This is a genomic window from Rhizobium oryzicola, from assembly GCF_030504645.1.
In the GTDB taxonomy this organism is placed as follows: Bacteria; Pseudomonadota; Alphaproteobacteria; order Rhizobiales; family Rhizobiaceae; genus Neorhizobium; species Neorhizobium oryzicola.
The window spans coordinates 438,997-460,381 of record NZ_JAUKWQ010000001.1 but is presented as its reverse complement, the minus strand read 5'-3'; the positions used below and the strand labels follow the sequence as shown (position 1 = coordinate 460,381).

The 21,385-nt window shown below is 58.3% G+C and carries 21 protein-coding genes, 1 tRNA gene and 1 riboswitch; of the genes, 11 read left to right on the top strand and 11 right to left on the bottom strand.

What is annotated here, in order from left to right:
• Positions 1-9: 9 nt before the first annotated feature.
• Positions 10-1,710, bottom strand: coding sequence for a long-chain fatty acid--CoA ligase (locus Q2T52_RS02290; RefSeq protein WP_302075055.1), 1,701 nt, complete (start codon positions 1,708-1,710; stop codon positions 10-12).
• A gap of 212 nt (positions 1,711-1,922) precedes the next feature.
• On the opposite strand from Q2T52_RS02290, the gene Q2T52_RS02285 reads away from it, so the two are divergent.
• Both Q2T52_RS02285 and Q2T52_RS02280 read left to right on the top strand, forming a co-directional pair.
• Positions 1,923-2,315 carry a PRC-barrel domain-containing protein gene (locus Q2T52_RS02285; RefSeq protein ID WP_302075054.1) on the top strand — a complete coding sequence of 131 codons (393 nt, stop codon included), beginning with the start codon at positions 1,923-1,925 and terminating at the stop codon, positions 2,313-2,315.
• A 233-nt stretch (positions 2,316-2,548) separates the two neighbouring features.
• Positions 2,549-3,625 (top strand): DUF2971 domain-containing protein, encoded by a 1,077-nt coding sequence (locus Q2T52_RS02280; protein ID WP_302075053.1) that lies wholly within the window; start codon positions 2,549-2,551, stop codon positions 3,623-3,625.
• Between the two features lie 8 nt (positions 3,626-3,633).
• On the opposite strand, the gene Q2T52_RS02275 is transcribed toward Q2T52_RS02280, so the two are convergent.
• Positions 3,634-3,861: a hypothetical protein gene (locus tag Q2T52_RS02275; protein ID WP_302075052.1), complete on the bottom strand. Its 228-nt coding sequence runs from the start codon at positions 3,859-3,861 to the stop codon at positions 3,634-3,636.
• 12 nt (positions 3,862-3,873) lie between these two features.
• On the bottom strand, positions 3,874-4,677 hold the full coding sequence (locus Q2T52_RS02270) for a hypothetical protein (RefSeq protein ID WP_302075051.1): 804 nt from the start codon (positions 4,675-4,677) through the stop codon (positions 3,874-3,876).
• Between the two features lie 557 nt (positions 4,678-5,234).
• On the opposite strand from Q2T52_RS02270, the gene Q2T52_RS02265 reads away from it, so the two are divergent.
• Positions 5,235-8,972 (top strand): bifunctional DNA primase/polymerase, encoded by a 3,738-nt coding sequence (locus Q2T52_RS02265; protein WP_302075050.1) that lies wholly within the window; start codon positions 5,235-5,237, stop codon positions 8,970-8,972.
• A gap of 434 nt (positions 8,973-9,406) precedes the next feature.
• Complete coding sequence (locus Q2T52_RS02260) at positions 9,407-9,709, top strand: hypothetical protein (RefSeq protein ID WP_302075049.1); 303 nt, start codon at positions 9,407-9,409, stop codon at positions 9,707-9,709.
• A gap of 30 nt (positions 9,710-9,739) precedes the next feature.
• Here Q2T52_RS02260 and Q2T52_RS02255 read toward each other — a convergent pair whose 3' ends face one another.
• The gene (locus Q2T52_RS02255; protein ID WP_302075048.1) at positions 9,740-10,840 is read right to left on the bottom strand and encodes a hypothetical protein; all 1,101 of its coding nucleotides are present in this window, start codon (positions 10,838-10,840) and stop codon (positions 9,740-9,742) included.
• Between the two features lie 225 nt (positions 10,841-11,065).
• Between Q2T52_RS02255 and Q2T52_RS02250 the strand changes: the two genes are divergently transcribed.
• From Q2T52_RS02250 to Q2T52_RS02230, 5 genes are all read left to right on the top strand, one after another.
• Positions 11,066-11,242, top strand: a complete 177-nt coding sequence (locus tag Q2T52_RS02250) for a helix-turn-helix domain-containing protein (protein ID WP_302075047.1) — start codon at positions 11,066-11,068, stop codon at positions 11,240-11,242.
• Positions 11,239-11,514: a hypothetical protein gene (locus Q2T52_RS02245; RefSeq protein ID WP_302075046.1), complete on the top strand. Its 276-nt coding sequence runs from the start codon at positions 11,239-11,241 to the stop codon at positions 11,512-11,514. The genes Q2T52_RS02250 and Q2T52_RS02245 overlap by 4 nt, the downstream gene beginning before the upstream one ends.
• On the top strand, positions 11,511-11,846 hold the full coding sequence (locus Q2T52_RS02240; protein ID WP_302075045.1) for a hypothetical protein: 336 nt from the start codon (positions 11,511-11,513) through the stop codon (positions 11,844-11,846). Before Q2T52_RS02245 ends, Q2T52_RS02240 begins: the two co-directional genes overlap by 4 nt.
• Before the next feature lie 7 nt (positions 11,847-11,853).
• Positions 11,854-12,258, top strand: a complete 405-nt coding sequence (locus Q2T52_RS02235) for a hypothetical protein (RefSeq protein ID WP_302075044.1) — start codon at positions 11,854-11,856, stop codon at positions 12,256-12,258.
• 104 nt (positions 12,259-12,362) lie between these two features.
• Complete coding sequence (locus Q2T52_RS02230; RefSeq protein WP_302075043.1) at positions 12,363-12,932, top strand: hypothetical protein; 570 nt, start codon at positions 12,363-12,365, stop codon at positions 12,930-12,932.
• A 762-nt stretch (positions 12,933-13,694) separates the two neighbouring features.
• Here the strand turns inward: Q2T52_RS02230 and Q2T52_RS02225 are convergent.
• The 5 genes from Q2T52_RS02225 to Q2T52_RS02205 form a co-directional block, all read right to left on the bottom strand.
• Positions 13,695-13,877 carry a hypothetical protein gene (locus Q2T52_RS02225; RefSeq protein WP_302075042.1) on the bottom strand — a complete coding sequence of 61 codons (183 nt, stop codon included), beginning with the start codon at positions 13,875-13,877 and terminating at the stop codon, positions 13,695-13,697.
• Between the two features lie 197 nt (positions 13,878-14,074).
• Positions 14,075-14,326, bottom strand: a complete 252-nt coding sequence (locus tag Q2T52_RS02220) for a hypothetical protein (protein WP_302075041.1) — start codon at positions 14,324-14,326, stop codon at positions 14,075-14,077.
• Positions 14,327-14,476: 150 nt separating this feature from the next.
• Complete coding sequence (locus Q2T52_RS02215; RefSeq protein WP_302075040.1) at positions 14,477-15,949, bottom strand: site-specific integrase; 1,473 nt, start codon at positions 15,947-15,949, stop codon at positions 14,477-14,479.
• A 145-nt stretch (positions 15,950-16,094) separates the two neighbouring features.
• Positions 16,095-16,168 (bottom strand) — tRNA-Gly (locus Q2T52_RS02210).
• Positions 16,169-16,204: 36 nt separating this feature from the next.
• Complete coding sequence (locus Q2T52_RS02205; RefSeq protein ID WP_302075039.1) at positions 16,205-17,299, bottom strand: 2'-deoxycytidine 5'-triphosphate deaminase; 1,095 nt, start codon at positions 17,297-17,299, stop codon at positions 16,205-16,207.
• Positions 17,300-17,375: 76 nt separating this feature from the next.
• Positions 17,376-17,454, top strand: a riboswitch (SAM riboswitch).
• Between the two features lie 44 nt (positions 17,455-17,498).
• Between Q2T52_RS02205 and Q2T52_RS02200 the strand changes: the two genes are divergently transcribed.
• Together Q2T52_RS02200 and apaG are read left to right on the top strand one after the other, a co-directional pair.
• On the top strand, positions 17,499-18,683 hold the full coding sequence (locus tag Q2T52_RS02200) for an O-succinylhomoserine sulfhydrylase (protein ID WP_302075038.1): 1,185 nt from the start codon (positions 17,499-17,501) through the stop codon (positions 18,681-18,683).
• 135 nt (positions 18,684-18,818) lie between these two features.
• Positions 18,819-19,211, top strand: coding sequence for a Co2+/Mg2+ efflux facilitator ApaG/CorD (gene apaG, locus Q2T52_RS02195; protein WP_302076007.1), 393 nt, complete (start codon positions 18,819-18,821; stop codon positions 19,209-19,211).
• Between the two features lie 21 nt (positions 19,212-19,232).
• Here apaG and Q2T52_RS02190 read toward each other — a convergent pair whose 3' ends face one another.
• Both Q2T52_RS02190 and argF read right to left on the bottom strand, forming a co-directional pair.
• On the bottom strand, positions 19,233-20,222 hold the full coding sequence (locus Q2T52_RS02190; RefSeq protein ID WP_302075037.1) for an Hsp33 family molecular chaperone: 990 nt from the start codon (positions 20,220-20,222) through the stop codon (positions 19,233-19,235).
• 193 nt (positions 20,223-20,415) lie between these two features.
• On the bottom strand, positions 20,416-21,333 hold the full coding sequence (gene argF, locus Q2T52_RS02185; RefSeq protein WP_302075036.1) for an ornithine carbamoyltransferase: 918 nt from the start codon (positions 21,331-21,333) through the stop codon (positions 20,416-20,418).
• Positions 21,334-21,385 lie beyond the last annotated feature (52 nt).

Genomic DNA, 21,385 nt, shown 5'->3' with positions numbered 1-21,385 from the left:
GTATCACTGTCACTTCGGGCGCAGCTCGCGACGAAGGATCTTGCCCACATTCGACTTCGGAAGCTCAGTGCGAAACTCGATGAAGCGCGGGCGCTTGTAGTTCGTCAGGTTCTCGGCGCAGTGCGCCTTCACCTCCGCTTCCGTCAGGTTCGGGTCCTTCTTGACGACGAACAGTTTTACCGCCTCGCCAGAATTGGCATCGGGCACGCCGACGGCCGCACATTCCAGGACGCCCGGATGCATGGCGGCGACTTCCTCGACTTCGTTCGGATAGACGTTGAAGCCGGAGACGAGGATCATGTCCTTCTTGCGATCAACGATCTTGATATAGCCGCGCTCATCCATGTAGCCCATGTCACCGGTGCGGAAATAGCCATCTGGCGTCATAGCCTTTGCAGTCTCATCCGGTCGCTTCCAGTAGCCCGCCATGACCTGCGGACCGCGAATGCAAATCTCGCCTACTTCGCCATAGACGAGCACATTTCCGTCGTCATCACGGATGGTCACCTCCGTTGAGGAAACCGGCAGACCGATCGCGCCGGTAAAATCCGTGACATCCAGTCGGTTGGCCGTTGCAACCGGCGAGGTCTCGGAAAGTCCGTAGCCCTCGGTGATCGGGCATCCCGTCATCTGGAACCAGCGCTCGGCCACGGGCCGTTGCACGGCCATGCCGCCGCCGAAGACAAGCTGGTAGGATGAATGGTCGAGCTTCTGGAATTCCGCATTGTTCATCAGCGCGTTGAACAGCGTGTTGAGGCCCGGGAAGACGTGGATCTTGTGCTTCTGCATCTCCTTGACCAGAGCGGCTAAGTCGCGTGGGTTGGCGATCAGCACATTATGGCTGCCGGTGGCGACGCCCATCAGGGAATTCACTGTCAGCGCAAAGATGTGGTAGAGGGGCAACGCGCAGAGGAAGGTCAGCACCTCCGGCCGCTTGCGCGTGAGGAAACCGCTGTCCAGCCAGACCGACATCTGCTCCTTGTTCGAGAGCAGATTGCGATGGGTCAGCATGGCGCCCTTGGAAACCCCGGTCGTACCGCCCGTATATTGCAGGAATGCGATGTCATCGAGATTGACGGTTACCGGCTTCAGGCTGCTTTCAGCGCCCTTTGCCTGCACCTGCTTGAATGTGTGGGCGGCGGGAAGCGACCAGGCGGGAACCAGCTTCTTCAGGCGGCGAACGACGAAGTTGACGATGTGGCCCTTGAGGCCGAGCATATCGCCCAGGCTCGTCACGACGACATGTTTGACATCTGTATGATGGACCACCTGCTCGACGGTATGAGCGAAATTCTCCAGCACGAAGATGGCACGCGCACCGGAATCGTTCAGCTGATGCTCCAACTCGCGGGGGGTATAGAGAGGATTGACATTCACCACCACCAAGCCAGCCCGCAGGATGCCATAAACGATCACGGGGTTCTGGAGGATGTTCGGCAACATCACCGCAACCCGGTCGCCCTTTTGTAGACCCTGGGCCTGCAGCCAGGCGCCTACCTTACGGCTTTCCTTTTCCAGCTCCGTAAATGTCAGCTCCCGCCCCATGCTTGAGAAGGCAACGCGATCCGCGTAACGCAGGCAGCTGTCTTCAAACAGATGACCGAGCGACGTGTGGGTGAGCGGCGGCAGTTCCGCCGGCACAGTGGGAGGATAGGAGGCCAGCCAGATCTTCTGCTGTGCGTGCGCACTGGACGCGGATGACATATTCATGCGGTTTCCTCCTCCATTTCAGGTTATCGCCGTTTGGCCTCCACTCCAACCGGCACCTGATTATTCGACGGGTCTCATCACAGCCGTCAACACAAAGCTAAGTAACTTTGACGTAAGCGTCAATATGAGTGCGGTGGCTTTGGGCGAATATGGGAACTTGCTCCAACGGAAAACGTTGGGAATGCACAGTCAGCAGCAAGAGGAGGTAACCCATGTTGCATCAGGAACCCAAAGCTGGTCAGGATCCGTATGTGAAGGAAACCTACGCGCTCATCGCCAGCGACAAGGTGGAAGGCACTAGCGTTTATGGTGCCGATGGCAAGCGGATCGGCAGCATCTCGCGCCTGATCCTTGAGAAGCGCGGGGGCCGCGTCGCCTATGCGGTATTGAGCTTCGGCGGCTTCTTGGGAATTGGAGATGATTACTACCCGCTGCCCTGGGAAAAGCTTCAGTATGACGAGCAGCTCGATGGCTATCGGATCGATCTCACCAAGGATCAGATCATTGGCGCGCCGCGTTATGAGGATCTGGAGGACGATCGATTCTATCGTCACAAAGACCCGACCATCTATGATTATTACGGCGTGCCGCCTTACTGGATGTAAGCGCTAGAGAACGACAAAGGCAAGAGGCTCCATTTGGGGCCTCTTTCGCGTTCATGCGAAGCGCCAAGCTTCAGTCAGGAAACTGGAGCGGGTGAAGGGCTCAAAACCTTTGTAGAAATCGTCAAAATAAAAATTTAATGTCAATGACTTAGTGAAGGAAATGTGATCGCGCCGTTAGTGTCGTGTAGCACAACTTGGGGCGCAGGTGGTGGCACAGCGGCGCGAAGATTTTTTTGACGTCGCTCTGCGGAAAACATGTGGTGCGGGCCGCCATGGTTGTGGCTCCCAATAGCAATCATGACGAGAATCGATCTAATATTTTTGCTATCGATCGCGAAAAGGATCTTGCATGCATGTCAGATGACTTAGAACAGATCTTTAGTCCGATAGCCTTCCGGCAGATGCAGCAGTTCAGGGACAGCGGTCGCCGCTTCGCCTATTACACCGACGCTGACACCGCATTGAAGATCATAAGCGGTGAGAAGCTTTGGCTAAGGAAAAGCCAATGCATGAATGATAGTGCCGAATTACATTGGGGTTTGTCGCACCTGTCCAGGCATCAGGAGAGGATTACCGCCGCGCTCAATCAAGCCTTCTCCCATATTGGAGAAGATCTTGGGACCGCCATTTGGCATTTGTTTATGGCCAACGAATGGAAGTTTCGTTGGAACAGTTTCGTTGCGTGCGTCTCAGAGCATGGCCCGGAGGATGACAGATTTGGCCGACTCTCTATGTGGCGAGCATATGGACGCAATTCCGGCGTCGCACTGGTATTCCACGCGGATAAGCTGATGCGTCTTTTCCAGATGCGGGGCCAATGGGCTTCACCGGTCTTCTATGCAGATGAAGACTCATTTTCTGACGCCGTGGGGGAGTGGGAGCGGTCTGTAAGAGATGGGACTATGGCGATAAGGGCGCACTTAACGACTGCGGATGACGCCATTCAGTCCGGTCTTCGGTGGCTGGCCGCAGCGACGATATGCACAAAACACAGGGCATTTGAGGAGGAGCGAGAATGGCGAGCGATTATCGCGCCCGATGCGCACCCAGCCGATTGCGAACGTTTCGTCCATACGTTCGGCAATACGCCTCAAGTTGTCTATTCTATGCCACTAAACTGTGGCGGGGCCGAACCTGTGCGGCTCGTTGACCTCCTTGAGCGGATCATAATCGGGCCGTGCCAGTTTCCTGCGGAAGTGTTTGATGCACTCGTTCATACGCTCCGGCCCAAATACAACGAAACAACTCAGTTTTCTGAGTGGGTAAAGATCCACGATTCTCAGATCCCTCTACGAGCCAATCCGGCATAGCGCCGAACCTACCCCGACACCCCGAAAATCAGCCCCACCGCCTCCAGGCCGGGACGCTCGCGAAGCAACTCCTTTTCCGCGTCGGGGTCGTCAACGACTTCATCCGAGCTTGCCTCGATATCGATGAAGCCGGGGCGTCGGTCATAGAGCACCTCGACGGCGCTCGCCATTCTTCCAACCTGCGACGGGATGCAGATCCGTACGAGTCGTTCGGTGGGGTTGTAGATGGTAATCATGCGTTGGGGCTCCTATGCCGCGTCGAGATCTAGAAGGTTGTAGGGTTTCTGTGCTGGTGCCGGTTGCTCCGGCAGGTCAGCGCCGTCAAGAAATGCGGCCCATTCCGAATCGGTATAGGGCCGCACCGCCTTTGGCCGGAGCTCGGTGGCCGGTTCGGGGCTGAACCCGGCTAGCTGGCGAACGAACGCGGGCAGCGTCTCCCGGACACCGGACACCGATTCCTCAGCCGCGATTGCGGCGCGGATCGCTGCCAGTTCGTTTTCCGCAAAGGCGACGGCGATACTGCCCCGTTGAGCGGGGCGCTCCAGGGCGCGCAGTGGCAGCAATCCCATCCGATGCCGGAAGGCGTCAGACGGCTTTCCGCCGTGGTCGCGGGCTTGAGTGCGGACGATATCCGCTTCCAGGCGGTTGGCCGAAATCCAAACGTGTTCGATGCGTCCAGCCGGTGCCGGGAAGGCTGCGCGGGTGGCTGGAGCTACAGTGTCGGGTCGGTCCTTCAGCGCGATTTTCGGCTTGGAAAACTTTGGGCCTGCACCGTCTCGCGCACCGCCGCGAATGGGCAACCCTGCCCGCTGGCGGATGATGTCGGGCGCCTTTAGGCCAAGGCGTAAGCCCTCTCCGTCGATCTCTTGGAAAACCGACTCATCCAGGTCAAATCTTACGGTGTTCGGGTTCGATTCGCAGGTGGTGAAGCAAGCGCGAATGAACTCCAATCCCGCAAGCGAAGCGAGTGCCAGCGCCGGATCGGCTGCCAATTCGGAAAGCAACTGCACCTGTTGCTCCGTCAAACGAACCGTAATGACTTTATTGCCCATCTGTCGCTCCGATGTCTTGCCTACCCCCATCCTCGCGGGCGGCACCGACATTTGACAAGACGTGCATCCGCCGCGCACCGTTGCAGGACTCCTTGTCGATTGCCTCCAGCCCGTCGCGTTGCCTAGCGCGGCGGGCACAGGCAAGTAAGAGATGGGAAGTTTCCCAACATCTAAAATATTCTTGAGAAGTCGATAAGATTTCTTATCGGAGATATGCCATAAATTTTCTTATTGGATACATGCAGGTGTGAACCCCGATACTTTGAGGGGGTTGACGCAAGTTGGGGGTCGGGGGGATTATACCTTTAGCCGCCCGCAAGGGCATAATGAAGCATTCGCTTCTAGCAATGGCCTGAAAAGATTTGGGCCTCACATCTTGGCGGATGGAGGCCCGGAGAAACTAGGTCATCGAAGGCGTTGACGCGCCCCGCTGAAGCGATCCACACAGCGCCGTGGACCCGATGACGTTTACTATTCTAGGCGGAAAGACCGCTAACCTGCAAGCATCTTCCGTCGCGGAAGAGTCTCCCAGATTCACAAACGCCTCTTACCGATTGGTGCAATCTCGCTATGCGGGTTGCTGGACGATAGAATACCTCCATTTCACAAACGCCTTCCGTGCCAGCTACGCCGCGTTGCTGGAAAATGGCTATTGCCCGCTGCCGGTTGGCTTCAACAAGCGGCCTGCCCTCTATCGAGGCATGTGGCACCCCGACGAAATCGCCGTCGCCCGCGAAGAAGGGTGGCCGTCCTATGTGGATGGCCGCTTTTTTGTCCGTCCCTACGACCCGCGTTGGAAGCCGCTGGAAAGCTGGCAATCCATTGACGCCACTTCCTACGAGGAAGGCGGCATTCTCTACGCGGACCTTGAAGTCGCCAAGCGGGCACCCGTTCAAGGCGTCGGAGTCCACCACGTTGGCGGGCTGCTAGGAATCGATGTCGATTCCGACGATCCGGCTTTTCTGGAGGCTGTCGAGTGTGGGCTTGCGGGGCTGGTCGGCGTTCGCGTTCGCCGTAAGGGCAGCAAAGGATTTCTGCAATACGTCCGCTGCCCGGAAGACATGGGGCGTTCGAAGCTGACAGTTGGCGCTCATGTGATCGACCTATTGGCCGGTGCCGGTTCGCAGTCGGTCTTGCCGCCTACATGGCATCCATCGGGCAAGCAATACGTTTGGGTCTCGCCCGACACGCTTTTGGATACGCCGCGTGAAAAGCTTCCGTTCGTTGATGCTGAATGGCTGGAACAATTTGCCCGTAACCTTGCCGACGCGATGGGAGTCGAACCGGCTACCATCGAACGCCGCACCCCCGGCAATGTAGAGGATCGCGGCAGCTTCACTGTTGCCGCGCTTGAGAACCTTGACAGCTGGATTCATGACCTTGGCCTGTACGGCCTAAAGCCGAAGCGCGGCGGCGGATACTGCGCGGTCGCCCACTGGAGAGGATCCGGCACCGGGCGCCCACTCTCCAAGCGCAAGCGCAATCTGCATATCGATAATGTCGGCATCGTGGATTTTGGCGATAACAACCGCGCCTATTCGCCGGTTCGCCTTGTTGCCGCCGCGCTTCGGCTGTCAGAGGCGGAAGCCTTCCGGTGGCTGGATGATCGCCTTGGCCTATCCGATGCCCGCCACGCGGCAATCCGGGCTGAATTAGCAGCTATGCCCGCAGTACGGATGCGCATCAATGGCGGGCGTACATGGCTGGTGATCGATGCCGGTGGCGAGAATCCGCGTTTGGTGGAGGAACCCGCCAATGATGACGCCTTTGACGCAGCAGAAGCCAATGCAGCCGCCCTTGCCGCTGCCAAGGAAGTTCGGGAGCGTCTTAGCGATCAAGCCGCCCTTGCGATTGCTGGCGACCGCTCCGCCGCCATAGAGCGGCACCGCGCAAAGGTGGACGCCGCAAAGCAGGCCGTTGAAGACTTCAAAAACGATCCGCGCATTGAGCTTGCGGAGCAAGAGCTTGCCGATAGTCGGGCAGCACTGGCAGCGGCGGAAGCCAGCTTCGACCAACTTATTCGCACCGATGATGATCACGCGGCGGCGGCGGCTCGCGACCACGTACGGGCATTGAAGGCGGAAGTTGGCGAGACTTACAAGGAACTCCACCGACTGCGAAAGGTTCGTCGGATTCAGATTCGAGACGCGCAGCGGATCATCAATGCGCCCGCCCCAAAATGCCCGGTGCCGGTGCAGCAGATTAACGTTTATCCGGGCCTTGGCAAAACCACGGCAGCCCGTGAGGAACTGTTTCCCCTGCTGGCTATGGCGCGGGTTTCGTTTGTCTATGCGGCGCCGTCGCATCACCTCGCCAAGGAAACGCTTACCGGCTTCCAGGCTGTGGCCGGTGCCGATGCTGGCACGTGGTGGCCGGGGCAGACTGCCGTGCAGGACGGCGAACCGATTTGCAAGCGCCACCGGGAGGCGGAAGCCGCCCGCAAGGCGGGATTGTCTGCGGGGGGTCTCTGTGGCGTCGATGCGGTGGACGAAGATCAACGCTGCCCGTTCTGGCAGTCGTGCCCCGTGTGGAATGCCCGTTCGGGGGTGGAAGGACGTTCGTATTTTACCGCGACAAGCATGCTGTTTCAGCCCCGCCCGGATCATATCCGCCCGCGCGCCATCGTGATCGATGAATCAATCACGCCGCTCGCCTTGGGCGCTGATGCCATCGAAATCGAACTTGAACGTTTCCTGACGGTGCCGGACCTCCCGCCGCCCAAGGGCGAAGCCGCTCGCCAAGCTTGGGAGCGGTTGCTGGCAGATGGTGAGATGGTGCTTCGCGCCATCAGAGAGCGCGCAGGAGTGCGTTTGAACGCCGTCGGGGTATTGATGTCGGATGGATCGCGGGAAGCCGCCATGCTGGCTGATATCGGCCCCCGCAGCGCGGAAGCCTTGGCGCGATTGGCCGGCTACGTTTCCAGCACCTTGCGCCGTGCGGCTTTGACCGCGAAAAGCAATCTTGCCGATATCGAATCTTTGGGACGGCAGCGGGCAGTGTCGATCCGCACAGCGGAAGCGTGGGCTGCCCTGGCAGATGAGTGCCTGCGGCGCGAATACAACGCGGAAACCGGTCGCATTCGCTTCATCGAGCGCGGCGGCAAGGTATTCGTTCGCATCCTGCCACTGTCGCGCATTCATTCTTCCTGGCTGGAACCCGAGGCCGGAGTCGAGCGGATTATCCTATTGAACGGTACGCCTGAGCGGACGGAATGGCTTCGCGAAGTCTTCAGTTACCACAAGCGCGGGCGGATCGAACGGCCAAATTTCCTACCTGCCATTGAAATCACGCGCCCACCGCTGGCGAAGACTGTTCGGGTCGAACAATGGCGCGGTGTGCCGTTTGCCAGCAGCAAGTTGGGGATGACAAACCGCAAGCGTGCGAATGTCGATCTTGGGGCGCATAACCGGCTGACGCTGTCAGCAATAGTTTCGGAGGCTGTTGCAGAGGCCGGTGCCGACAAATCGGTGATCATCGCCCCGGAGAAGCACCGCAGCGCGATCTTTGCCGGTGCCGGGGCGAACATGCTGGAGCGCGGCAAAAGCGCAGGCACAAACGATTATGAGCGCGCAGGGCTGGTTGTCTATATCGACGCGCATCAGCCCCCGGAAGCGATCCGCGAGAAGGCCATGCGGTTGGCGGGGCGCTGGCTGATGCCCGATCAATGGACCATGTCGGCGGATCGCGAGTACCTGCCGGACGATGACACGGCAGCGGACTATCTGCGGTGGGAGCGCCGTTCCGCTGCGCTCCAGGCTGCCGAGCGGTGCCGCACGCGTTGGGTGAAGGTCGGTGAAGACGGCAAGCCGATCCGGCAGCGCGTGATCATCATGAGTGATGCGTCGGACATTTTCCCCGCTGATGAGGTCACGGTTCGCCAGTGGGGCAGCGTTTCGGCTGGCGGCCTCAAAGCTGAGGCTCGCGACTATGCGGCTATCCAGAAGCTGCGGACAGAGGTTGCTGACCTGATGGCAAATGGCGGCATCGTTACGACGCATCCGGGGCTCATGGAGGCGATCCATGGCCGGAAGTTCGATGACCGGCATTTGTCACGGCTGATGGCTATCGCGGTGGAGGCCTCCTTTATTCCCGATGAATCCGCGCAAAGTGCTATATATAATAGGGAGGGTGATCCTATGCACTTTATGCGAATTCATCGTCCCATTAAATTCCGCGAATTGCCCGCAAATAAGCGCCGTTGGACCGTTGCTTTCGTCCGAGACGAAGCCATCAAAGCCATGATTTCAAAGCACTTTCGCGGGAATGTAGAGTTCCAGGGGGGAAGCTGCGGATAGCGATGCTTCTCCGAACAAGGCGTCGCATTCTCCGAACATCCTTGCTCCGAACACACCTACGTTCTCCGAACATCCGAAGCTGATATTTTGCAGCCCCGGTGCCGCTGTAGCTGCCGATCCTCATAGGTGGGCCTCTGTAGACGCCGCCAGAATGGCACTTAAGCGCACCCCACCGACAAAGCCGGATGGTTGGCTAGAGGGGCACGTCACATTAGAGGGAAAAGGTGAGAAGCCTGGGCTTTTCTACTATCACCCCGGCATCACGAACTTGGGGGCCGCTATCGAGGCGGCAACGGGGCGTAAAGTGCGGGCGGTCGCCAAACAATAGCTAATCGAGGTTGCGCACGCAGCAGGCGGCGCGCATAAAGCGAGTAGGCGGGCGGGTATTGAAGTACCTGCCTAGGATCAGGGCCGTAGGCATTTGGGATATGGATATGAGGAAAATTGCATTGATCGCGGGGCTGGTGGTTGGCGCTGCTGCGGGAGTCGCGGAGGCAGATATCCTAAAAAGAGGTGCGCTTATATGCACAACAGAGGATGCCATCACACGGATTGGTAACGCAGTGGTAGAGATGAATGAGCGTTTGGTGAAAGACATGCTGGAGACAGAGTGCGTCATCACCAAGGACAGGGCTGTTTATGAGCTGGTGAAGCGTGGCTACATCACCGCTCAAATTCTCGTATGGGCAAAAGGAGAGCGCAGGGAGGGGTACGTCCTGGTTCAGGATCTGCAATAGGCGTATTTTGCGCCACCGTGGCGCAAACCCCTAAAGACCGGAACTTTCTTTCAACAACGGTGAAAGCCGAAAATCCTCAGCGGCCAAGGTTTGCGGCCTAGTAACCATTATGGTCTCGCCTTGGTAAGCTATAGAGAATCCTTCCGCAATTCGCCGCATGTTATACGCTTTGAATTCTTCCCCATCAAAGAGTGTCGCGAGGCCCTCTAAGACATTCGGAAGGAACAGTTCTTCCGCTTCATTGCACTCTGACAAAAGCCGGTCGATTCTCTCTGCTGCTTCCTTCACGCTCTTGGAGACAAGGTCGATTCTCCGTCCGCTGATGTCCAAGACTTTGACATTATTCATTTGCGCCAGACTGCTGCCAACGGCTTCAGCTAAGCGATCCCGTAAGGGGCGCGACTGAACAAATAGATTAGAAGCAGGGCGGCGCAAAACGCCTCTGGACACGAAGGTGTACTGCTTGGTTACTCTCGCAGCTTGTAACCGCTTTCTTATTTCACTTATCACTGCTGGAGAGGCGCCGTCCTGCACCGCTTTGTCCAGTTCATCACCCGTCGCTTCGATCAATTTGCGCTGCTTGAGGGGGTCCTCCACCCTATATGTCGCAGACAGCATTTTTCCGCGCTCATCCGACCCACCTTGAAAATACTGAAGCAAGGGACCAGGAATCGTGTGAATTTGCCTTCTTAAATCGTCTACTGCGGCAACGGCTGGCGAGTTAGCAATTTCCTTCAATTGCTGTTCGTGCGACAGCAATAGCTCCACAGCTCTATCCAGCCAAAGCAAATCACCCCTGCGCTTGGCGGCAGTTTTCACATCGTTTTCCAGCCGAGACCACTGCAAGCCATAGTGATCTGCTGCGCAATCTTTTCCAATCAAAAACCGAGCTGAAGCGGAATTCTCCAGAACAAACCCGCGTCTGTGCAAGTGACCATATGCGCAAGTTTCAGAATTATTGCTCTCGTATCGAGCAACGAACCTGAGATCTTCTGTGGGGTCCGGCGGATGATCAACGATGCCGCTAAAGCTTTTAGGATCGTTTGTGTCAATTTGCTGCGCCCTAAGATCGTGGTCGCTCATATTCTCAAATATCAGCCGCCCCGTGACTTCAGGTTTCGGTTTCGCCATTAGACCTCCGTCGAATAATCCCGGATATATATCTCGAAATAGTGATTCTAAGGACAACTACAAGGTTTACCCACAATAAAGGCGCCCGCCGTGATGCCTTCAATATATAGGATTAGGCCCCCTCGACTCGCGCACGTTTAGGCGCGTTTGACAGTTTTTGGGCGCGTTCTGCACAATGATTTCAGAAGCGCTGGCATCCCGCCACGCGATGGAGATCAAGCAAAAATGCTCCTTTCGATCCAAGAAACCGCAAGGCGGCTGAACCTCAGTCCCAAGACGATCCGTCAAAGCCCTCACATTGCGAAAATCAGGCCCAACGGCGAGCACGGCCACCTGCGCGTGCCACTGGCAGAAGTCGAGCGCATCATTGCCTCCGGCACCGTGAAGGGGGCGGATCGATGATTACAATTACGGTACATGAGAGCCTCTCGGAAAACCAAGCCCGATACCGAGAACGCGAGCGCCGCGAACAACAGCGCGAAGAAGAGCGCCGTGCCTTGGAGCGCACCGTCTGGGATTTGGCGCACGATTTGCACCGCGAAGGGAAGTTGACGCGGGACAGCCTCGCAAATGCCGTCACCAGGGCGATTCCCGAGCACCAGCGCAAGGAAGCGCATTTTATCGCCGACTCATACTGCATGCGCAATCGTTCAACTCTGGGGATTGAAATATGACATTCTATACAGAACAGCAGGTCAAATCCTTGCTCCAGGAATTCGCCGCCAAAGGTGCCGTCAGCGTTGCTGGACAAACCTTTGCCTATGGCGCCGCAGCGGCACCGGCCAAGCCGCTGGACCCGCAGGCCGCACGCAACGCGGAAGCCGTAGCAGTAGCTCGCGCCTACAACAAGGCGCGCACCGGACGGCAGGCGCAGTCCCTGGCGGAAATCAAAGCCGAAATCCTAGCCACCATGCCCGCGTCAATGCCGCCTGATGATCGTGATCGCGCAGCGGAAGCAGCGGCAACGGCTCGCGCATACAATAACGCCCGCCTGGGCAAGCGGTAGGCGCTAGATGGGCATCGTTATCGATCTTGCGGGGGTATACAGCCCCCGCAACTATGACCGGGCGCAAGGCTTGCGCTCCCGACTATTGCAGCGCGCAGCGAATGACGTTGATGCGATTGGAGAGCCTTTTTTGGAGGCATCGCGCCAAGCTCAGCACATCGAGCGCGGCTTGCTCTCCAGCATGGCAAAGCATCGCATGCGCACCGAGATTGCGCGGGAGTTGGCGGACGGCGGCAGCGTTGAATCGGGCGTTCTCGTTGGCTGCCAGCGCGTCCAGGCTGCACTTGAACTCATTCAAGACCGGCGGGAGTTAATCGAACCATGCATTGCCTCACTGCTGGAGGATGCACGAGTCGCCCGGTGGGCGTCGGATGGGCTGCGCGCGATGGCTCACCCCTCCAGCAACCGGTAGACGGATGCACGCAAAGAAGAAGATTTGCGAACGCTTAGCGCTGACTCCCAAATGACGTGCGTGATAAGCTACTGCGAGTTTCAGCGGAACGGTGGGTTACGGAAATGAAGGCGGTTTTGCTCGTCGGACTGAGCCTAATCATGATGAGCTACAGCATAGCTCATGCAGATCCCACCAAAGCGGATCAGGCGGTGTTCAGGCTCGTTTATGACGAGCTTAGGGAGAAAACGGGGCTACCATCAGACCGTCGGAAACAGCTTGCCAACGCGATATTGGACTTTTGGAAAGACTTCAACATGAGGCTGCCCCGAAACTCACCCACCATATCTGAATGGTTGAACAACGAATTAAATACGACAGACACAAGCCGGATAGGAAGGGCCACATCTACGACAGAATACGCTCTTCGCGAGCTAGGAACGTTGACTGACGACTGCATATCAGACGCGGAGTTGGCCCAGAAATCCGTCGGGAAAAGCGCCCTTGTCGAAATGTACGCTTGGCTGAGGGTAGCTGGATGCTATGGCAACCCGCTAGGGACAGAACACTATCTAAAACTCGCAAAGTTATCTCAGGGCCTCTACGAAGGCCCTGTGACGATGGCGCACGCGGTTGTGCTTCACAACTTCATCACGGGAAGAGTGGGGAATGCGATCCTCTCGCAAGCCCAATAGCCACCGACAACCCGGCAGGGGTGCCTACGCTGGCGGATCGCTGAAGGCCGGTGCCGCTGCGGTGAGTCTGTACGTGGTAGGGGCACCCCCCCGGGGGGCTTTGTTAGGTTCTGGGAATGTCCTCAGCCTCATGCGGGGCGAACGACTGGCGATGTATGACAAGAAACCGACCATCCCTGGGGGCCTTGTATCATTTCGTACCCGAAACGAATTTCGCCAGATTCCGGCTTTTGTCCTTGAAAAAAATCCCATCAATTTTTCTAGGGGCCTACTATCACTGCGAGTTCGCGGCACCGGTGGGCGCAAAAATCCAGGCTGCGCTAGGGGTGATGCAGAGTTGGCGGCGCGCATCTGTGGGAGGTTTGCGCCATGTGGCGCAAACTGTCGAATGGACGTGCGCCACGGTGGCGCAAATTGGGGTCTTCTGCATATGGAGAAAACGGGTTTTGCTTCGCGGTGAAGCGAACGGCGCCCCATGTGGGGCGCGTACCCTCGTTACTCAAAGAGCGCGGGCGATGCGCTTCCTGGTGCGGTCTACCGCCCTCGGATCGCTGGCATCCTCACCGATAGCTGCCGCAACATGGCGGGCGATGAGCCGGTCGCCGCTAGGCATATGCTGCTCACCCCTGCGGCGCCCGTCCGGCAAGACTGCTGGGAAACTTGTCCCAGCAGTCAAAACCTCAGCCGCCTTTTTCGCATCCGCGAACTCGGCATCGGCTGCGGCCTTGGCTTGTTCCGCCAGCCGCAGGCGTTCAAGGGTGCTTATGCCTGGGCAAGCTGCCGGATAAATTCGCGGTCGCCACCGTCATCGTAGTCGTCGGCAAGCACGCGGATGGCAGCAAGCTCCATGCCCTCACCAGGGTCGTTTGCAGCCCGTAGGAAGTACGAAACGAATTTCTCATCCGCAGACTCTCGGTTGTGCGGCTCATATTCGATTTTGACCATCTGGCGTCCCTTTCTCATAATTAGGCGACACGATGCATACACGATACTGATGAGTCAAGTGCATGATTATAAACAAAAAATTCTTATCGGTGTTCGACCAGTCTGCTAGCATCTTGTCAGATTTCCGACTGCTACCGCAGACTGAAGATGGCCCCAGGCAATGGCCGTATTTTGATAAGGATTGTGCAATGATTCACTCAAGACTCCCCGCCCGCAAGTGGCCGGGACAATTCGCCGCCATAGGCTTCAACCCTGGCCAACGGAAGCTGGCAGTGGCAGTAGTCAAGGCTTTGGACTTCGTTGAAACTCACGGCGTTGACTGGACAGAGCGCGGTCAGCGCCTCAAGCAAATCGTAGAGTTGATGCGCGATTTGCGGGCCACGATACCCGACGGCAAACTGGATTTCCTCAAGTTCGCGCACGCCGTTGACGCATGTCGGGGCGCGCATGGTGGCGACCGCCTCCGGGTACTACTTGAGGCGACCGCCTGGGCAGCGCCCACTTTCGGATTGTCATGGAACGAAGTCGGCGACCTCATCAAGGCAGGGTGGGAGGCCGAACGTCGACGGATGTACGGCTATAGAAGGTGGGCCGCATGATCAAAAAACGCCCTCCGGCAGCGCCTCAGCTTCGGAGGGCGACACGTCTGTGGCCTTGCGGCGCGGTAGTTGGGGGCCGAGTATAGAGTGGCTAAAGGGCAGAGCGGCGCGTCGCATCACCTCTGCTTTTGTCCGTAAATCAAACCCCGCCCCATATTCTTGGTCGCGCCTGTTCCAGCCGCCAATATAGCGAATAAGTTCATCTCCGGCACCGGCCTTGCGCAGCCTGTCTTTGAAGGAATGCCGTAGGCTATGGACCGGGCGCGGCCTGCCAGTTGATGCCTTGCTTGCCGCCTGCGCTGGAGGCAGCAACCCGTTCTCACGAAAGAATTTGCCAATCGCCGTTGATACGGAGTTCTCGTTGTCTCTGTCCTTGGGGAACCCCTTAGGAAAGAGGCGCATGGCCGCTAGAGACACGCCCACCAACGGTACAGCCCGAACGCTGGCGGCGGTTTTGACTTCCCGCCTGAGGTCGCCGCCGTCGTCATAGTCAGTGACTAGGATGTGGGGAATTTCGTCATCAAGGCGGATATGCTCAGGCAGCAAATTCACGATCTCCCCAAGACGGCAGCCGGTTTCAACGCATGCCAAGAATATCGCCCGTCGGTCCAATGCCATTCTCTGGATACCCTCGCCTTGAAGGATCTTGTCGCGAACCCAGTCCTCTTGATAGGGGGCAGCTCGCTTAGTCTCCTCACGAAATCGCAACCCCTTGAACGGACTCTCGTAGGCTAGATCACCGGCATATCGGGCGTAGTCCCGCAGCATCTGGTTCAGTGTCTCAAGGCACCTGTTAGCCGTATTGGTACTGAACCGCGCACCAGTGCGGATGTTCTTTTGTTCTAGCCGCTCCGCCCAATGATCATAGACTGCCTGCGCATCCTTCCTGCTGATGCGACTCACGAGCCGGTCGCCAATGACATCAACAAACACCGCTGCCGCCCTGCGAGGCCATATCTCGGCGCGGCGACGTTGACTGTCGGACTTGCTGCGGAATGAATCGGTTCGAATTCTGCTGATCCAAACATCGGGCAATTCAGACACCCGAATTTCCGTTTCTTTGGCACCATCCGCAACCGGGGCAAGCCGTTCGAAAGCCTTAAGTTGATCGTCTGTTGGCGTGTTGTCGATGCCGTAAACTGTGTCTGCGATACGCGCCAGCCGGTTCGCCTCCCGCAGGTTTCCGGGCCGGTCCAATTCGTCCAGGCCGAGGGCGGTTTCTAGCTGATCTATAGCTCGGTTCCGGTCCAGGTCGCCGCCCGCCTTAAGAAACAGCTTGAGGGCATCCCAAACGCGATCATTGCGCCTGTCCCGCCTATCTCGTTCGCTCAGAGCTACGCGAAGATCCTCTGTGCCCAACCCCTCGCGAATGACAGGTGCGCGCCGGTCGTACGGGATTGCCCAAACCGGAACGCGGCGCGCATAAGTCCACCGCCTCCCGCGCAGTTTCAGATGACGCATGTCCTTTGCCATCGATATCGAACTCCAACTCCGTGGCACCGTCTATGGCACCAGTTGTGGCACACTGGCCCGTTGGAGCTAATATCGCGTAACACTGGGTTCCCGCGCAAGTCCCTGGCAATCAAGGGCTTTGTTGTATTGTGGAGGAGTATGGGAATGGAGCGGGTGAAGGGAATCGAACCCTCGTATTCAGCTTGGGAAGCTGCTGCTCTACCATTGAGCTACACCCGCGACGCTTCGAGAACTAGCACCAAGCGGCGCCCTGGTTCAAGTGCGGAAATGCTTTGAAAGCTTCAGACCCTGCGCCTGATAGTTGGAACCGAGCCCCGAGCCATAGAGGCCTTCCGGCCGCTCCTGCATATGCTCGTAAACCAGCCGGCCGACGATCTGGCCATGTTCCAGAATGAACGGCACCTCATGGCTGCGCACTTCCAGAACCGCCCGACTGCCGGTGCCGCCTGCCGCCGCATGGCCGAAACCCGGATCGAAGAAGCCGGCGTAATGCACGCGGAATTCCCCAACCAGCGGATCATAAGGCGTCATCTCGGCCGCATAGAGCGGCGGCACATGCACGGCCTCGCGGGAAACGAGAATGTAGAATTCATCCGGATCGAGGATCAGCTCGTCGCGGCCGCGGCTGTAGAGAGGCTCCCAAAAATCGAGAACGTCATGAGCAGCCTTGAGATCCACATCGATGACGGACGTGTGGTGCTTGCCGCGATACCCCACCAGACCGTCAGGGCCGGTGCCCTTGAGGTCGATGGAAAGTGCAATGCCGCCGCCGGAGATGTTCGGGGTTTCGCTCGCGACCAGCGTTTCTGCGTGGTGCAGGTCCAGCAGTTCATTCTCGCTGAGAAGAGCCTGGCCGACACGGAAACGGATCTGAGACAGGCGCGAGCCACGCCGCACGATGACCGGGAAGGTGCGCGGCGAGATCTCCAGATAGAGCTGACCCTTGTAGCCCGCCGGGATCTTGTCGAATTCTTGGGCATGGTCGACCATCACGCGGGTGAAGATATCGAGGCGGCCGGTCGAGCTTTTGGGGTTGGTGGACGCGGAAAGCTCTGCCGGCAGGTCCAGGCTTTCCATCAGCGGCACGATATAGACGCAGCCGGTTTCGAGCACGGCGCCCTGGGTCAGGTCGATCTCGTGCAGCGTCAGCCGCTCCAGCTTGGCCGCGACAGTACTGTTCGGTCCGGGCATGAAGCTTGCACGCACGCGCAGCGCCTTGGAACCAAGACGCAGGTCAAGGCTTGCCGGCTGGATCTGATCAACATCCAGCGACGCTTCGGAAACCAGTCGCCCTTCGGAAAAAAGCGAGGCGATCGCACTGTCTGCCAGAATGCCTGCGTTACGTTCCATTTAACCCAACTTTCATTAATCGCGCGACAAAAGCAAAAGGAGGCAATTGACGCAAGCATTGCTTGGGCGTATGGCAGATTTATCCCGTGGTGATTTGGCCGGTCGGCTTGCAGCCACGTTAAACAAGTGGCTAAAAGGACCGGGTGCGAAACCGGTCCGCGAACGCGACCGGTTTTTTTGTTACGAAGTGGTGACACGCATGAGCAAGACCTGGCGCCCCGCAACCCAACTGGTCCACGAAGGCACGCTACGCTCCCAATATGGTGAGACGTCTGAAGCCATCTACCTGACCCAGGGGTTCGTCTACGATACATCCGCATCGGCTGAAGCGCGTTTCAAGGGCGAGACGGACGGTTTCATCTACGCCCGTTACGGCAGCCCCACCAATGACATGTTCGAAAAGCGCATGATCGCGCTCGAAGGTGCGGAAGATGCGCGCGCCACGGCCTCCGGCATGGCGGCTGTATCGGCAGCCATTCTCTGCCAGGTGAAGGCCGGCGACCACATCGTCGCTGCTCGCGCGCTCTTCGGTTCCTGCCGCTGGGTGGTGGAAACGCTGGCGCCGAAATACGGCGTGGAATGCACGCTGGTCGATGGTCGTGACCTGAAGAACTGGGAAGCGGCAATTCGCCCCAACACCAAGGTCTTCTTCCTGGAAAGCCCGACCAACCCGACGCTGGAAGTGGTCGATATTGCCGGCGTCGCCAAGCTTGCCAACCAGATCGGCGCGAAGGTGGTGGTCGATAACGTGTTTGCCACGCCGCTCTTCCAGAAGCCGCTGGAGCTTGGCGCGCATATCGTCGTCTATTCCGCCACCAAGCATATCGATGGCCAGGGCCGCTGCCTCGGCGGCGTCATCCTATCCGACAAGCAGTGGATCGACGAAAACCTGCATGACTACTTCCGTCATACCGGCCCGGCCATGTCGCCATTCAATGCCTGGACGCTTTTGAAGGGCATCGAGACACTGCCGTTGCGCGTCAAGCAGCAGACGGAGAACGCTGCTCGCATTGCGGACTTCCTGGCCGATAGCGGCAAGGTGGGCAAGGTTATCTATCCCGGCCGCAAGGATCACCCGCAGGCAGATATCATTGCCCGCCAGATGAAGGGCGGCTCAACGCTCGTTTGCTTCGAACTGAAGGGCGGCAAGGATGCAGCGTTCGCGCTGCAGGACGCCCTGGAGATCGTCAAGATTTCCAACAATCTGGGTGATGCCAAGAGCCTGATCACCCATCCGGCCACGACCACGCACAAGAACCTGACCGACGAAGCCCGCGCAGAGCTTGGTATCTCCGGTGGCACGTTGCGTCTCTCCTGCGGCATCGAGGATACCGATGACCTGCTGGAAGATCTGGATCAGGCATTGAAGGCGATCGCTGGTTGATCCCTCAAGGGATTCACCATCTTGATTATGCTTAACGACTGAAAAGCAACGGCTTATTGCCCTGAGAAGGCCGGTTTCCTTGACGTTCCGGCCTTCTTGTATGATATCCGTCCCATGGATGGAAAAGGTGTCGCGATGTATCGTGCGCGGACAAAAGATATCGAAGTCGAGGTTGAGCCCTATTATCTGGAAGAGCAATCTGACCCGGATGAAAGCCGCTATGTCTGGGGCTACCGCATCGTCATCTCCAACCATTCAGATCTGACCGTAAAGTTGGTGCATCGCTATTGGCACATCACCGATCAGAACGGTCTTGTCGATGAAGTCGAAGGACCCGGCGTGGTTGGCGAACAGCCGCGGTTGGAGCCGGGCGATAGCTTCGAATATTCCTCAGGCTGCCCGCTCGACACGCCCTCCGGCATGATGTTTGGCCATTACGAGATGGAAACCGATGAGGGAGAAACTTTCATGGTCGATATCCCCGCCTTCTCGCTCGATTCCCCCGGCCTCACCCGCGTCCTGAACTGACGCGACATCCAACCTATCGCCTTACGCCGGTTCGAACTCCGACACCTCGTAGCGATAGGTGGTGGAGCAGAATTCGCAGGTCACTGCGATATGGCCGTCTTCCTGGCTCGCCTCGATTTCTTCCGCCGTGAAGCCTTCCAGTACGCCCTTGATCTTGTCGCGCGAGCAGCTGCACCGGTCGAAAACCGCCTGCGGTTCATAGATGCGCACGCCGCGTTCATGGAACAGGCGATAGAGAAGCCGCTCGGTGCCCACCTGCGGGTCTGTCAACTCGTCGGTATCGACGGTTTCCACCAGCACGCGGGCTTCCGACCACGCATCATCCTCGCCCTGATCATGGGCACGCTCGTCGCCATCGCCCCCATGCAGATCCGGCTGGCGCATGCGCTCAGGTGCCTGCGGCAGGAACTGCGCCAGCACGCCGCCGGCACGCCAGTTGTGGCGCGGCTTGCCATCGGCATCGCGGTCATAAAGCTCAGCCACGCCGAGGCGCACCTTGGTTGGGATCTGTTCCGACTGGCGGAAGTAGACACCGGCGATATCTTCCAGTGACGAACCGTCAAGCGGTACGATTCCCTGATAGGGCTGCATGCCGTGGCCCTGATCGATTGTGAAGGCGAGGATACCTTTGCCCAGCAGTTCCGGCGGAGAGGTACGACCTTCAGCCATCGCGGACTTCAGCGCATCTTCATCGAAGCGGGCATAGGCGCGCATGCTTTCGGGGCTGGAAAAGTCCGCCACCAGCAGGTCGACCGGTCCGTCACCCTTGGTCTGAACGGTGAAGCGACCTTCAAACTTCAACGAAGTGCCGATCAGCGCCGTCAGCACGATCGCCTCCCCAAGAAGGCGGGCAACCGGCGTCGGGTAATCGTGGCGCCCAAGAATGGCGTTGAGAAGCGGGCCGAGTTGTACCGCGCGACCACGCACATCCAACCCTTCCACCTGGAAAGGTACGACATGATCGTCACCGGCAAGGGTGAGACTGCTCAGTTCAACGGTGGCTTCTGCCATGATCTGCTCCTTGACCCTGTCTCCTCGTCTGGCTCATTTCGCACATAAAACGGCCAAGCGGAACCGCTGGCCGGGCACAAAACGATGACAGGGTTTGTGTGGTGTTCGGCATCCCACAGGCGCATGGGATGCAATACTAGCCCGAGAGATGGGTGGCGACAGCTGAAAATTCAAGCTGCCGCCCATGTTCGCCTCAAACGGCGCCCAGGCACCAGGCCAGGACGGACTTCTGCGCATGCAGGCGGTTTTCCGCCTCATCAAAGACGACCGATTGCGGGCCATCGATAACGGCATCGGTCACTTCCTCGCCGCGATGCGCCGGCAGGCAGTGCATGAACAGGGCATCCGATTTCGCCTTTTTCATCAGCTGCTCGTTGACCTGGTAGGGCTGGAAGATGTTATGGCCGCGTGCCTTGTGCTCCTGGTTCATGGAGACCCAGGTATCGGTCACCACCATGTCGACGCCTTCGACGGCGCGGTCGGCATCGTGGCACAGCATGATCTCGCCGCCATTGTTGCGCGACCAGTTCAGATACTTGTCGAGCGGCTCCGAGCCCATGGGCACGGCCATGTTCATCTTGTAGCCGAAGCGGGCAGCCCCTTCTACGAAGGAGTGCAGCACGTTGTTGCCATCGCCCGTCCAGGCAAACGTCTTGCCCTTTACCGGGCCGCGATGTTCCTCGAAGGTCAGAAGATCAGCCATGATCTGACAAGGATGCGTCTCGTCCGTCAAGCCGTTGATGACGGGCACGGTCGCGTGCTCTGCCAGCTCCAGCAGACGGTTGTGATCCGTGGTGCGGATCATGATGGCGTCGACATAACGGGAGAGAACCTTGGCGGTATCGCCAATCGTTTCCGCGCGGCCCAGCTGCATTTCCGTGCCCGACAGAAACAGCGTTTCGCCGCCGAGTTGGCGCATGCCGACATCGAAGGAAACGCGCGTGCGGGTCGAGGGCTTCTCGAAGATCATGGCCAGCACCTTGCCGGCCAAAGGCTTGTCGGCCGTGCCGGCCTTGGTGGCCTTTTTGCGGGTCAGCGCATCATCCAGAATGGTGCGCAGATCGCCGGTGGAAACCGCAGAAAGATCGAGGAAATGCTTCGGTGCTGCCATGATCGAATCCATCGAGGCGCCATCCGGCGGCCCGTTTGAGTGGTCCCTTGTG

What these genes read in the sequence shown, in the direction of transcription:
- Q2T52_RS02290 (WP_302075055.1), bottom strand. Translation starts at nt 1,710, where the DNA reads ATGAATATGTCATCCGCGTCCAGTGCGCACGCACAGCAGAAGATCTGG.
- Q2T52_RS02285 (WP_302075054.1), top strand. Translation starts at nt 1,923, where the DNA reads ATGTTGCATCAGGAACCCAAAGCTGGTCAGGATCCGTATGTGAAGGAA.
- Q2T52_RS02275 (WP_302075052.1), bottom strand. Translation starts at nt 3,861, where the DNA reads ATGATTACCATCTACAACCCCACCGAACGACTCGTACGGATCTGCATC.
- Q2T52_RS02270 (WP_302075051.1), bottom strand. Translation starts at nt 4,677, where the DNA reads ATGGGCAATAAAGTCATTACGGTTCGTTTGACGGAGCAACAGGTGCAG.
- Q2T52_RS02260 (WP_302075049.1), top strand. Translation starts at nt 9,407, where the DNA reads ATGAGGAAAATTGCATTGATCGCGGGGCTGGTGGTTGGCGCTGCTGCG.
- Q2T52_RS02255 (WP_302075048.1), bottom strand. Translation starts at nt 10,840, where the DNA reads ATGGCGAAACCGAAACCTGAAGTCACGGGGCGGCTGATATTTGAGAAT.
- Q2T52_RS02250 (WP_302075047.1), top strand. Translation starts at nt 11,066, where the DNA reads ATGCTCCTTTCGATCCAAGAAACCGCAAGGCGGCTGAACCTCAGTCCC.
- Q2T52_RS02245 (WP_302075046.1), top strand. Translation starts at nt 11,239, where the DNA reads ATGATTACAATTACGGTACATGAGAGCCTCTCGGAAAACCAAGCCCGA.
- Q2T52_RS02240 (WP_302075045.1), top strand. Translation starts at nt 11,511, where the DNA reads ATGACATTCTATACAGAACAGCAGGTCAAATCCTTGCTCCAGGAATTC.
- Q2T52_RS02235 (WP_302075044.1), top strand. Translation starts at nt 11,854, where the DNA reads ATGGGCATCGTTATCGATCTTGCGGGGGTATACAGCCCCCGCAACTAT.
- Q2T52_RS02230 (WP_302075043.1), top strand. Translation starts at nt 12,363, where the DNA reads ATGAAGGCGGTTTTGCTCGTCGGACTGAGCCTAATCATGATGAGCTAC.
- Q2T52_RS02225 (WP_302075042.1), bottom strand. Translation starts at nt 13,877, where the DNA reads ATGGTCAAAATCGAATATGAGCCGCACAACCGAGAGTCTGCGGATGAG.
- Q2T52_RS02220 (WP_302075041.1), bottom strand. Translation starts at nt 14,326, where the DNA reads ATGCGCGCCCCGACATGCGTCAACGGCGTGCGCGAACTTGAGGAAATC.
- Q2T52_RS02215 (WP_302075040.1), bottom strand. Translation starts at nt 15,949, where the DNA reads ATGGCAAAGGACATGCGTCATCTGAAACTGCGCGGGAGGCGGTGGACT.
- Q2T52_RS02205 (WP_302075039.1), bottom strand. Translation starts at nt 17,299, where the DNA reads ATGGAACGTAACGCAGGCATTCTGGCAGACAGTGCGATCGCCTCGCTT.
- Q2T52_RS02200 (WP_302075038.1), top strand. Translation starts at nt 17,499, where the DNA reads ATGAGCAAGACCTGGCGCCCCGCAACCCAACTGGTCCACGAAGGCACG.
- apaG (WP_302076007.1), top strand. Translation starts at nt 18,819, where the DNA reads ATGTATCGTGCGCGGACAAAAGATATCGAAGTCGAGGTTGAGCCCTAT.
- Q2T52_RS02190 (WP_302075037.1), bottom strand. Translation starts at nt 20,222, where the DNA reads ATGGCAGAAGCCACCGTTGAACTGAGCAGTCTCACCCTTGCCGGTGAC.
- argF (WP_302075036.1), bottom strand. Translation starts at nt 21,333, where the DNA reads ATGGCAGCACCGAAGCATTTCCTCGATCTTTCTGCGGTTTCCACCGGC.